Origin of the sequence: Binatus sp. (SeqCode) (assembly GCF_049584895.1) — a bacterium.
Classification (GTDB): Bacteria; Desulfobacterota; Binatia; order Binatales; family Binataceae; genus Binatus.
This window is the reverse complement of the sequence record NZ_JBAUYR010000128.1, coordinates 17,712-27,820: the sequence shown is the minus strand read 5'-3', so window position 1 is coordinate 27,820 and position 10,109 is coordinate 17,712. Positions and strand designations below refer to the sequence as shown.

At 60.4% G+C, this 10,109-nt stretch carries 12 protein-coding genes and 1 pseudogene; 6 read left to right on the top strand and 7 right to left on the bottom strand.

All coding sequences use genetic code 11. The features are described 5' to 3' along the window. Nucleotides 1-468: pseudogene (locus tag WB650_RS21595) on the top strand (oxidoreductase); the annotation flags it as partial. 16 nt (nt 469-484) lie between these two features. On the opposite strand, the gene WB650_RS21590 reads toward WB650_RS21595, so the two are convergent. After that, a complete protein-coding gene (locus WB650_RS21590; protein WP_423961998.1) occupies nt 485-1,324 on the bottom strand; it encodes a hypothetical protein in 840 nt (279 codons plus the stop codon). 11 nt (nt 1,325-1,335) lie between these two features. Beyond that, on the bottom strand, nt 1,336-2,451 hold the full coding sequence (locus WB650_RS21585; protein ID WP_422303808.1) for a transporter substrate-binding domain-containing protein: 1,116 nt from the start codon (nt 2,449-2,451) through the stop codon (nt 1,336-1,338). A gap of 334 nt (nt 2,452-2,785) precedes the next feature. On the opposite strand from WB650_RS21585, the gene WB650_RS21580 reads away from it, so the two are divergent. Continuing rightward, nucleotides 2,786-3,376, top strand: a complete 591-nt coding sequence (locus WB650_RS21580; RefSeq protein WP_422303809.1) for a 2-hydroxychromene-2-carboxylate isomerase — start codon at nt 2,786-2,788, stop codon at nt 3,374-3,376. 31 nt (nt 3,377-3,407) lie between these two features. On the opposite strand, the gene WB650_RS21575 is transcribed toward WB650_RS21580, so the two are convergent. Both WB650_RS21575 and WB650_RS21570 read right to left on the bottom strand, forming a co-directional pair. After that, nucleotides 3,408-3,617 carry a hypothetical protein gene (locus WB650_RS21575; RefSeq protein ID WP_422303810.1) on the bottom strand — a complete coding sequence of 70 codons (210 nt, stop codon included), beginning with the start codon at nt 3,615-3,617 and terminating at the stop codon, nt 3,408-3,410. 161 nt (nt 3,618-3,778) lie between these two features. Beyond that, nucleotides 3,779-4,879 carry a two-component system sensor histidine kinase NtrB gene (locus WB650_RS21570; RefSeq protein WP_422303811.1) on the bottom strand — a complete coding sequence of 367 codons (1,101 nt, stop codon included), beginning with the start codon at nt 4,877-4,879 and terminating at the stop codon, nt 3,779-3,781. A 248-nt stretch (nt 4,880-5,127) separates the two neighbouring features. Here WB650_RS21570 and WB650_RS21565 point away from each other — a divergent pair, with 248 nt between their 5' ends. The 3 genes from WB650_RS21565 to glp all read left to right on the top strand — a co-directional run bounded on the left by WB650_RS21565 (nt 5,128) and on the right by glp (nt 7,997). Then, on the top strand, nt 5,128-6,114 hold the full coding sequence (locus tag WB650_RS21565; protein WP_423961995.1) for a lytic transglycosylase domain-containing protein: 987 nt from the start codon (nt 5,128-5,130) through the stop codon (nt 6,112-6,114). A 175-nt stretch (nt 6,115-6,289) separates the two neighbouring features. Beyond that, entirely contained in the window at nt 6,290-6,616 is a 327-nt protein-coding gene (locus WB650_RS21560) for a hypothetical protein (protein ID WP_422303813.1), read from the top strand. Nucleotides 6,617-6,719: 103 nt separating this feature from the next. Next, nucleotides 6,720-7,997 (top strand): gephyrin-like molybdotransferase Glp, encoded by a 1,278-nt coding sequence (gene glp, locus WB650_RS21555; protein WP_423961993.1) that lies wholly within the window; start codon nt 6,720-6,722, stop codon nt 7,995-7,997. Here glp and WB650_RS21550 read toward each other — a convergent pair. Next, entirely contained in the window at nt 7,898-8,197 is a 300-nt protein-coding gene (locus WB650_RS21550) for a hypothetical protein (protein WP_422295453.1), read from the bottom strand. The genes glp and WB650_RS21550 overlap by 100 nt on opposite strands. A 126-nt stretch (nt 8,198-8,323) precedes the next feature. Between WB650_RS21550 and ispF the strand changes: the two genes are divergently transcribed. Beyond that, nucleotides 8,324-8,809, top strand: coding sequence for a 2-C-methyl-D-erythritol 2,4-cyclodiphosphate synthase (ispF, locus tag WB650_RS21545; protein ID WP_422303815.1), 486 nt, complete (start codon nt 8,324-8,326; stop codon nt 8,807-8,809). 80 nt (nt 8,810-8,889) lie between these two features. Here ispF and WB650_RS21540 read toward each other — a convergent pair whose 3' ends face one another. Then, nucleotides 8,890-9,246: an FmdB family zinc ribbon protein gene (locus WB650_RS21540; protein ID WP_422303816.1), complete on the bottom strand. Its 357-nt coding sequence runs from the start codon at nt 9,244-9,246 to the stop codon at nt 8,890-8,892. Between the two features lie 48 nt (nt 9,247-9,294). Continuing rightward, nucleotides 9,295-10,062 carry a TatD family hydrolase gene (locus WB650_RS21535; protein ID WP_422303817.1) on the bottom strand — a complete coding sequence of 256 codons (768 nt, stop codon included), beginning with the start codon at nt 10,060-10,062 and terminating at the stop codon, nt 9,295-9,297. Nucleotides 10,063-10,109: the final 47 nt, after the last annotated feature.

The window sequence follows — 10,109 nt, the reverse complement described above, 5'->3', positions numbered from 1 at the left end:
CCGTGGATTGCCTATGGGCAATCGAAGACCGCCAACATTCTGTTCGCGGTTGCGATGGACGAGCGGGGCAAGGCACACGGCGTGCGCGCCTTCTCGCTCCATCCGGGCAGCATCGTGAGCACGGGCCTGTCGAAATTTGTCCCGTCGGAACTACTTCGCGCGGCCGGCCTTGTTGGCGACGACGGGAATCCAATCATCGACCCGGCAAGGAACATGAAGACCGTAGAGCAGGGTGCCGCTACCAGCGTCTGGTGCGCGACGAGCCCGCAGCTCGATGGGATGGGCGGCGTCTATTGTCAGAATTGCGACATTGCCCTGCTGGTTACCGAAACGCTCGCAGCCAATCAGTTTGGGTCGATGGCGCTCGGCGTGATGCCGCATGCGGTCGATCCGGATGCGGCCGATCGTCTCTGGAGCCTGAGCGAGCAGCTGCTGGGGCTACAGCAGCAGACCTTGTCGTACCTTTAGCTTTTTCGGGGCGGGTTTAGTGTCCGGCGGGGAAGAGGAACGTAATGCTCGCGCGCATTATCCATTGCGGGGCGCCGTCCGGACGCTTCAGTAGGTCGTACGCGCCGAGCTGCAGACTCAGACTTTGCGCGCCGATGTTGAAAGCCTTGCCGACATCCGCGCCCATCGGAATAGTCCAGGCGTTGGCGGTATCGGCGGTCCAGTCGTAGGTCATCTGCGGATCGACGTCGGCGTACCATCCGCTCACGAAGTTGTAGCTGAGCATCGGCTCGATGTAGGTCTGATTGACGCTGCCGCGCTCGCGATTTCCGGCAAACGACATCAGTTGGTCTGTGAGAATGGCGTTGAGCCACGGACCTTCCGAGTACACGAGCGCCGCAGTCGGTCCAGCCGACCAGCGGCCGGTTCCCAATTCCGAGCTGCTGGCGGTGGGGAATTGGAAGATCGGACCAGCGCCCCAGATCCACGTGGACTCTTTGTGCGGTGTTAGAAAAAAAGAAGTCTGCAAATCTTCCAGCCCGGATTGTTCGTGCGGAGTGGGCGCATAGGCGACGGTCAGGCTCGGCCGCGCCATCAGATCCCAATCCGCATTCAGTGAGAACGGCAGCAACGGCTCGATGTTCACGGCGTCGCCGACTTTATGAGCCCGGCCGAGTCGAAATCCGGTGTCGGACTCAATTGGAACCTTGACGAAATCCTCAAACGGATTGTGGACGCTGATCGCCAACTGTTGATCGGTCAAGGCACTCGGCGAAGTCGCAGGCGTCGCCACTTGCTGAGCATATGCCGGCGCGATGCCCAGCAACCAGCACAACAGTATGGCGGAGGACAGAAATTGCGATCGCGACAGCTTCAAGTTGGCTCGTGCTAAGGGCTGCCGAACCACTTGTCGTAGATCTGCTGATAGGTCCCGTTCTCACGAAGCGAGATCAAAGCGAGATTGATCTTTCTGCGGAGCGGACTGTCCAGCTGCACCATGATGGCGGCCGGCGCCGTGTTAAATTCAGGACCGACCGTCTTCACCCGTCCCTTTCCCTCATGAGCTGCGTAGTAGAGGAGCAGTGGCGCGGGCAAGACCACCGCATCCGCTTTCTTATCCAGCAGAGCTTTATACACTTGATCAGGCGTCGCGAACTCCTGCACTTCTGCGTTCTGCGCCCGAAGATAATCGGCTGCCGTGCTGCCCGCTAGCGTTGCGACCTGCTTACCGGGCAAATCGCTCGGCCCCTCGATAGCGCCGCGAATCTGCTCGACGGTTAAGGTGGTGGTTAGCTGGGCGGTATAGAACGCAACGAAAACCACACCGGTGAATATCCAGAAGATTGCGAACGTGCGCGCAACCCATTGATGCGGCATCCCCTCCGGTGATCCCGTCAGCGTAGAAATCGCCCAGAAGAATGCCTCGAAGATCCCCGGAAAGTAGTTCGGACCCGAAATGATTCCGTTCGGGCGCCGCCGTTCGAACAGCCAGACGATATGGGCCGGAATAAGGACGAGCACCAGGGCGATGCCGAGCCATACCATGGTCGTTCGCGAAAACAGCAGACGAAGCATGTCCCGAAGGGGGCTCGTGGTCTGCGCGGTCTGGCCGGTATCCCGCACCATAATTTGCAAGCCTGCTTGCAATGTTGGGATCGAAAAATCGAAATCAGTGTCACGCGCCGACGTTATAAAGATGCCAACGATAAGGTCGGCGTTTTTCGAGCGCAACGCCTCTTCCAAATGGCTCACATCGGGCTCGATCTGAAAGCTCGATTTTACCTTCAGTCGCGCGGCAATCGCGTTCCAGAGATCGACACTAAATCCCGTCAAAGTGCCGTTCCGTTCCATAACGTTAGGCGGAGCGACGATCGTGGCCACGCGGAGCTCCGGAGGTTCGCCCGGGGCAGAGACGGCTGGGGAGCTGGCGGTTTGCGAATACGCATGAGGTGCCATGCCAGCGCCGATCATTGCGAGCGCCAGCACCCAAAGCCATTTCTTCAACGAACTCCCCTCCCCGATCCCCGCAGACGATCCGACGCAGTGCGAAACTTATCTTCCTAGGCGGTCCGATAGCATCAACCATGCCTTCGAGATTCAGAATCAATGGTTCGGTTCCTACCGCACCGTGTAACCTTTGGATACAGACGGCTGCGGCCAAACGGATACAACAACTGTGGGAAGCTTGTGCAGGATGTCTAATCGTTCTCAGTGCGGGCGTTTTTACCAGGGCATCATTGGGAGCGGTCTCTCATCCCAATAGAACCTGGACTCAAGAGTTCAGCCACCCGCGGCATGGCGGTTGACTGCGGCGAACTGATGAATTGAAGTCTCGGTCATGGCGACCACCGAAGTCAAAATGTACTCGGACTACAAAAGTCCGTTCGCCTACCTCGCGTTCGAACCCGGACTCGAGTTGGAGAATCGCTACGACGTTCGAGTGCGCTGGATACCGTTCCAGCTGCGCGTAAAAGACAAGGGTCAGCGCAGCCTCTACTCGGAATACAAGACCAGGTATTCGTACCTCGACGCACGGCGCTGGGCAGCGTCACGCGGCCTGGTGATTCGCAGTCAGCTCAAGGTTTATGACACGCGCATCGCGCTGATCGGCGGTCTGTTCGCGCAAAAGCGTCATTGTTTGCTGCCTTTCAATCTCAAGGTCTATGAACTCTTCTGGAAACGCGAGCTGGTACCGGATGATCCAGATCAGGTCGCCGCGGTAGTTGCCGAAATGGGTCTCTCGGCCGACGAGTATCGTGTCTATCTCGCGGGCGAAGGCGCAGCCGACTATGAACGCGCACAGGACGAAGCCGCCGCCGACCACATCTTCGGCGTGCCGATCTTTGTATTCGAAGATGAGCCGTTCTGGGGCCACGACCGCCTTCCAGTGCTGGAAGAACGACTGGCAGAAGCTGGACTCAAGCTCTGATTCGAGCGCAAACGCCAGCCGCCGACGTTCATCACGTCCAGGGCATCGCTTCAACGGTCGGCGAGTTCTCGACGACGCTGGGCGGGAAGATGGGGGCGTAACGGCTCCAGAGGTAAACTGACGCGAACATTGCCGCGTACAGCGCGACAATGGCGACGATCACCAACGACAACATCACTATGGTGGTCGGACGTTCCCTCGGGTCGTCGACGCCCTGATAAACGGCCGTTGAGCACGTCATTCTAGTCGGTAGGAGCTGAACACCGGCCGCGTTATTGGATTTCACTGGGGCAACTCTCATGCCTTAGGGGCGTGAAACAATCCGGCACAGCTCCGTGTGTCGACTTTTCACTCTTCGCCGTCAGGAGTTGGTATTGGAGTCGAACCAGACGAGCAGGGTTTCTAGTGTGGGCGTTTTGCCGGGGGCATCATCGGCAGCGTCACCTTGAATGTCATGCCGTTCGGCGCCGCCGTGCCCTTGACCCGATCGATGCCGCCGCGCTGCGCCCACAGTCTGCCGCCATGAAGGGCGATGATTCGTTGGCATAGCACGAGGCCGAGACCGGTGCCGGCGGGCTTGGTGGTGAAGAACGGCGTGAAGAGTTGCGAGAGTTGATCCTCGGGGATGCCGACGCCGCTGTCGCTGATCTCGACGCGCAGGAACTGGCGGCGGCGGCCCTCGGCAGTCATCCGGAATTCGCGCTCGATTCGCGTGTGCAGGCGGATTGTGCCGGATTCGCCGATTGCCTCGGCCGCGTTCTTGATCAGATTGAGAAAGGTGCGCTCCAATGCGCCCGTGTCTCCGACCACGTCGGGCAGGCTCGGGTCGAAATCCTGGAGCACGACGACGCCCTCGGGCGGCTGCGGAAATAGTCCCGCCATTCTCATCGCCTGATGCAGCACCATGTGGATGTTGACCGGCTCCTGCACGAGGCGTTGCGGCCCACTGACCATCAGTACCTGCTCGACCAGCGCCGCAATCCTGTTCACTCCGTCGAGGATTACGCTGCAGTACTGCTGCGCGCGGGCGTCATCGGGAAACATCCCGGCCATCAGCTCGGCCGCGCCCTTGATACCCGTCAGCGGATTCTTGACCTCGTGGGCCAAGCCGGCGGGCGACAGACGCAGGCTCAGGTCCCCAGTGACGGCGGCCTCCGCCGCGCCTTTTTCGTGAGACAGGTCGTGCAGGAGGATGATGACGCCGCCGGGACGACCCTCGGCGTTCAGCAGCGGAGAGACCTCGACCCGAACCGCCAATTCCCGAGGCCCAGTCGCCAGGACCGTCTCAGTGTCGCCAAGGTCCTGACCGCTTTCGAGGCACGCGCCGACCATTCGGCCGAGCCAATCGTTCTGGCGGACGAGATCGGCCACGGTCGCGGCGCTTACTTGGGAAACTCCGAGCATCGTTTCAGCGGCAGGATTTACAACCTGGGGTTCCATCGCGGGCGAGAGCACGATGATCGCGTCGGTCAGGCTATCGATGATGTCGTGCCAGAGATTCAAAATTTTTGGACCGGTCAGTCGCGTTCACGATTGGTACGATTTACCAACGGTAACACAAAGAACGAGATACGGTTAAACGTAGCGTCGCCGAATATACGGCCTTCCACCTTCAAAATTCCTGAGCGTTTCCAACGATCAATTAACAGCGTGAATTTTTGTCATTAGACTTTTTAATAGGTTATCCACCGTAAATAGCTTGATCCCGGTGGTATCGGTCGGTACGGTTGGGGTCAGTTTCTCGGGGGAGAATGCGTAAGACTAAGTCCATCTATCGAGTGCTTTTTGCCCTGCTGGTCGCCACGCTTGTCGCCGGATGGGCATCTACTCGCGCGTTTGCCGAAGACTTTGACGGTCCCGAGGGTCCGTCCGGGGCCACGGCGCCGAGTCTGATTGGGAATAGCACAGGTTTTGAACTCGAGACTCCAGCGGAAGCCGGCGCGCAGCCAATCCAGACATCCTACGTGCTGCCATTGCCCAAGCCGGTCCCACCGTTCCCGATTCTCCTTAATCGAGCGGTTCGACGCTACGTCTCGGATTTCATGACGTCCCCCGACCAGCTCCAGGATACCTTCGATCGTAGTCACCCCTATTTGCAGGATATGGTGCGCGTCCTTCGAAGTTACGGTCTGCCCGACGACCTGGTTTACCTGGCTTTCGCCGAAAGCGAATTTTCCAATGAGGGCCAGGGGCCTTGGCAGTTTACGAGTGAGACCGCGAAGCGCTTCGGCCTCAGGATCGACGACTACGTCGATGAGCGTCGCGACCCGGTAATGTCGACCAAGGCGGCGGCCGAATATCTCGCCGCCCTGCATGACGAAGCGGGCGACGATTGGCCGATGACGCTGGTTGCCTGGAACAACGGGGATCGGGCAATCAACCGTTACTGGTCGCTGCGCGGTCATAATATGGAGCGGTTCGGAAGCCGGCTGCCGCGGCGAACCCGCGGGCTGATGGGGCGTTTCATGGCGGTTGCGTATATCGCGCATCATGCCGACAGCTACGGAATCACCCCGATCAAGCTCGACGATCCGCCGGCGTACCAGATGCTGCCGGTCACCGGCGGTACTCCGCTGAGCCGCGTCGCGCTCAATCATGGGACGACGCTCGAGCGCCTGCGCGAGCTCAACCCGGCCCTCCTGCGTGACATGGTTCCCCCCGACGAGCATTCGTACAGCATCCGCATTCCATTGGAATCGCCTGATCTCCACTCCAGCAGAGACCACTCCGAGTTCTGATTTCAGTCTCTTTTCGCTGATTGCTCAGGCCGGCATTGTCCGGTCGCAGTTCGTTTGTGATCTAGCGAGCATCGGGCGCGGCAAAATTTTCCGATCGGGACCTTCGGCGTCTCGGACCGCCATAAACAAATCCCTAGTCTTATTTTCCGGCACATCAATTGCGTTTTCTTAAATTATGAAAACAAGAATCATTAATTTAGTCGTTGCCGGATTTGTCAGCATTGCCGCCGCAGGAATGGTTGGCTGTGCCGATACCGAGCCCGTCGCATACAATCCGCCCGTGAAGGTCGTTCATGAGCCCACGGCGCTGACGAGCGTGCCGCCGACAGCGGATTCGACGACGACCACGACTCAGTACGGCAACGGCACCGTCGAGAAGCAGACGACGACCGATTACAACCCTGGGTACGTCACGGCGGGGCCTCCATATAAGACGACGGTCGTGCCCGCGGCGCCCGTCACCACCACGACGAGCAGCACGACTACCGCCACCGACGAGTGACGACGATCGGCGCTCAAGTCCGAAGCCGGTGATAACGCGCGTCCGCAGATAAGTTCGACGCTTGGTTCAATCGTGATCGAAAGGCGCGTATCCTTTCTCCGTTATGGTTAGTGCGGACCAGGCTCTGCAAATCGTCCTTGAGAACGTAGTTCCGCTCGGCGTCGAGCGGATTCCAATCCTCGAGGCGCTCGGGCGCGTGCTCGCCGAGGACATCGCGTCCAGGCGCGATATACCCGGCTTCGACAACTCCGCCATGGACGGTTTCGCAGTAAGGGCCGCCGACCTGGTCAGGGCGTCGGAGGCGAGCCCGGTCAAGCTTGCGGTCGTCGAGACTGTGGGCGCCGGACGGATGCCGACGCGTCGCGTGGGCGCGGGCCAGGCGGTTCGCACGATGACCGGCGCGCCCGTCGCGGAAGGCGCAGACGCGATCATCCCGGTCGAGCGCACACGCGGTAGTGGCGATGTGGTCGAATTTCTCGCCGCCGCCGAGAAGGGCGCGTTCATCCGGCCGCGCGGCGAGGATTTGCGGCTCGACGAACTCGTGATGTCCGCGGGCAAGACCCTCACGCCGGCTGACCTTGGGATGCTTGCGTCGGTGAATCGCGCGATGGTCGAAGTGATTCGCCGCCCACGCGTCACGATCGTCGCGACCGGCGACGAACTGGTGGACGTCGATCAGCCACCGGTCGGCGCACAGGTGGTAAATTCCAACGCTTATGCTTTGGCCGGTGCGATTCGGGAAGCAGGCGCCGAGCCCACAATTCTTAAGGTGGCGCGTGACGATGCGCGCGAGATTCGCGAGCGGCTGGCGGAGGCGATGACCTTTGACGCGGTGCTCTCGACCGGCGGCGTCTCAGTTGGCCAGTTCGATCACGTCAAAGGCGCGCTCGACGAACTCGGGATGCGCCAGTTGTTTCACGGCGTTGCGCAAAAGCCGGGGCGTCCGCTCAAGTTCGGCACGGTAGGCTACCGACCGATCTTCGGACTGCCGGGGAATCCTGTCTCGACGCTGGTCTGCTTCTATCTGTACGCGCGTCCCGCGCTGCGCAAGATGAGTGGCAGGCGGCTGGTGGGTCTGCCGCGCGTGCAGGCGCGATGCGGTGTCGACATTAAAATTTCAAAAGATCTGACCGAGTTCGTACGCGTCAAACTCGAGCGAGATGGAGACGGCTACAAGGCCACTCCTACCGGCAGCCAGGGTTCGGGGATTTTAAGCTCGCTGTCGCGCGCCGACGGATTGCTGATCGGCCCGTCGACCGAGACGATTTTGAAGGCTGGCGCTCAGGCGACCGTGCTGCTCTTGGGCGCCGGGCTGGACGGCGAGGTGGGCCTGGATACGACGGGAGATACGCTGTTCGAAGGCCGCGTCCATAGCCAGTGAATCACGATTGTCGCGACCGCGCCGAAAATCGCCGCGCCGATTATCACCGCCGAGAGTCGGAGCTGCAGTTTGAGGATGTTGAACGGCAGCAGGTAGAACGTCACCATCTCGATCTGAAAGTTTGCGTAAATGACGTATGCGACCCACAGGACCACGAGCGTGCCGATGATCACTTTCGGGTTCTTGGCAAATGCAGGCATCGCGGGCGATCCTCCTGAAGGGGCGATGAGCAAAAGCTTGGCGACTGAAATAGCGCTTGTCAACGCAGTCGGCCGCATAGCGAATGTTGATGCGCTGGTGGGAATCACCGGGCGAGGGTTGCAGCGATGGCGACGCGGTTTCGAGTAGGCAACGGATTCGATTTTCATCCGCTCGAAGCGGGGCGCCGACTCATGCTCGGGGGCGTCGAAATCAAGCACGACAAGGGACTGCGCGGGCATTCGGATGCCGACGTCGCAGCACATGCGCTCGCCAACGCGATCCTCGGCGCGCTCGGCGCAGGCGACTTGGGCCGGCATTTCCCGGACAACGATCCGCGTTACAAAGACGCCGACTCGATCGTACTTCTTACCGAAGTGTGGAAGCTCGCGAGTGCGCAAGGATGGCGTCTAGGCAACGCCGACCTGACCATCTTCGCCGAGCAACCGAAGCTCAAGTCGTACCTCGACGCGATGCGCGAACGCCTCGCAGCCTCACTCGGCGCCGATCAATCGCGGGTCAACGTGAAAGCGTCCAGCCCCGAAGGCCTGGGCGCGCTAGGCCGCGGCGAAGGCATGGCCGCGTCGGCAATCGTGATGCTCGAAGCCGACTAGCAGCTCTCTCGTCCGGTTCCCCTTCCCGCTCGGGAAGGGGTTAGGGGTAGGTTGGCGGGACTCTCGCAGCGCCGCGACAACTACAAATCATCCTCGCCCGATCCCTCATCCCCCAAACCACCGCCACTCTCGATCTCCTCAACTGCCTCGTCGAACTCCGGCCCACTGAACTCGTCGCCCATCTCTTTGCCCATACGCTTCATCATCCGCCCGACGCTCTTCGGATCGTTTTCGTCGACGTCGCCCATCTTCGAGGGATCGGCGAGCGAATCCATCCGCGATTCCTCGCTGCGCGGCATCGCGAAGCGGGACATCAGCCGACTCATTTTCTTTCCGCCGCAATGCGCGCAAATCGCCTCGACCTTTTCGCTGATGCGCGTGGTCAGGACGCTGGTCGTCCGGCGGCATTTGTCGCATCGATATTCGTAGATGGGCATATCGATCTATTCTATCGGCTGCTCCTGCAAATTTCACGAATATTTAATTTACTCGCGGATTCGAAATAACGCGCGCGCGTTGGCCGTCGTGGCAGCGGCGATTTCCTCGAACGTCGTGCATCGCAGATGCGCAATCGCCGCGACCACTTCCTTGATCATCGCCGGCTCGGTCAACCGTCCCGCAAACTGCCCGCCATATGGCCACGGTCCGTCGGTCTCGACCAGAATCCGATTAGCAGGAAGCATCCGAGCGAGATCCTGATCGCGCGCTCGGTAGGCAACTTCGGGCGTCAGCGAAATAAAGTATCCAGCGTTGAAAATAGCGCGCGTGGTCTGTTCGTCGGACTTGTGCCAATGAAAGACCGCGCGCCTCACTCCAGCCTCGCGAATTATTGCGAGCGCTTCGGCTGCGCGGGCATGCGGCGCATGCAGTATCAGCGGCAGATCGAGCGCGGCTGCGGCATGGGCGAAGCGTGCGAGCGTCACCTTCGCCGCGTCCAGCACGGCGGCGTCGTTGGCGCGCTCGCCGTACCATGGCAGGCCGACTTCGCCGATAGCGCAAATCGAATCGCGCTCGATCAGACCAAGCACTTCTCGAGAGTCATCTTCACTATGCTCAAATCGTTCGGGATGAAATCCTAGTGCCGGTAAAATGACGCCGCGAAACTTCCGCGCGAGTTCGATCACAGCGAGATTCGACGCCGGACCGACTCCCGGCGCCACCATCGCCGACACTCCCGCGTCGCGCGCCCGCTTGATTGCGCCGGAAGGGTCGGGATACTGGTCAGCGTCGAGATGAACGTGACTGTCGATCATTTCTTTCGTATAGCAGGCATGCGCCGCGCACGCATCGTTGCGCTCGT

What these genes read in the sequence shown, in the direction of transcription:
- WB650_RS21580 (WP_422303809.1), top strand. Translation starts at nt 2,786, where the DNA reads ATGGCGACCACCGAAGTCAAAATGTACTCGGACTACAAAAGTCCGTTC.
- WB650_RS21575 (WP_422303810.1), bottom strand. Translation starts at nt 3,617, where the DNA reads ATGACGTGCTCAACGGCCGTTTATCAGGGCGTCGACGACCCGAGGGAA.
- WB650_RS21565 (WP_423961995.1), top strand. Translation starts at nt 5,128, where the DNA reads ATGCGTAAGACTAAGTCCATCTATCGAGTGCTTTTTGCCCTGCTGGTC.
- WB650_RS21560 (WP_422303813.1), top strand. Translation starts at nt 6,290, where the DNA reads ATGAAAACAAGAATCATTAATTTAGTCGTTGCCGGATTTGTCAGCATT.
- glp (WP_423961993.1), top strand. Translation starts at nt 6,720, where the DNA reads ATGGTTAGTGCGGACCAGGCTCTGCAAATCGTCCTTGAGAACGTAGTT.
- WB650_RS21550 (WP_422295453.1), bottom strand. Translation starts at nt 8,197, where the DNA reads ATGCCTGCATTTGCCAAGAACCCGAAAGTGATCATCGGCACGCTCGTG.
- ispF (WP_422303815.1), top strand. Translation starts at nt 8,324, where the DNA reads ATGGCGACGCGGTTTCGAGTAGGCAACGGATTCGATTTTCATCCGCTC.
- WB650_RS21540 (WP_422303816.1), bottom strand. Translation starts at nt 9,246, where the DNA reads ATGCCCATCTACGAATATCGATGCGACAAATGCCGCCGGACGACCAGC.
- WB650_RS21535 (WP_422303817.1), bottom strand. Translation starts at nt 10,062, where the DNA reads ATGATCGACAGTCACGTTCATCTCGACGCTGACCAGTATCCCGACCCT.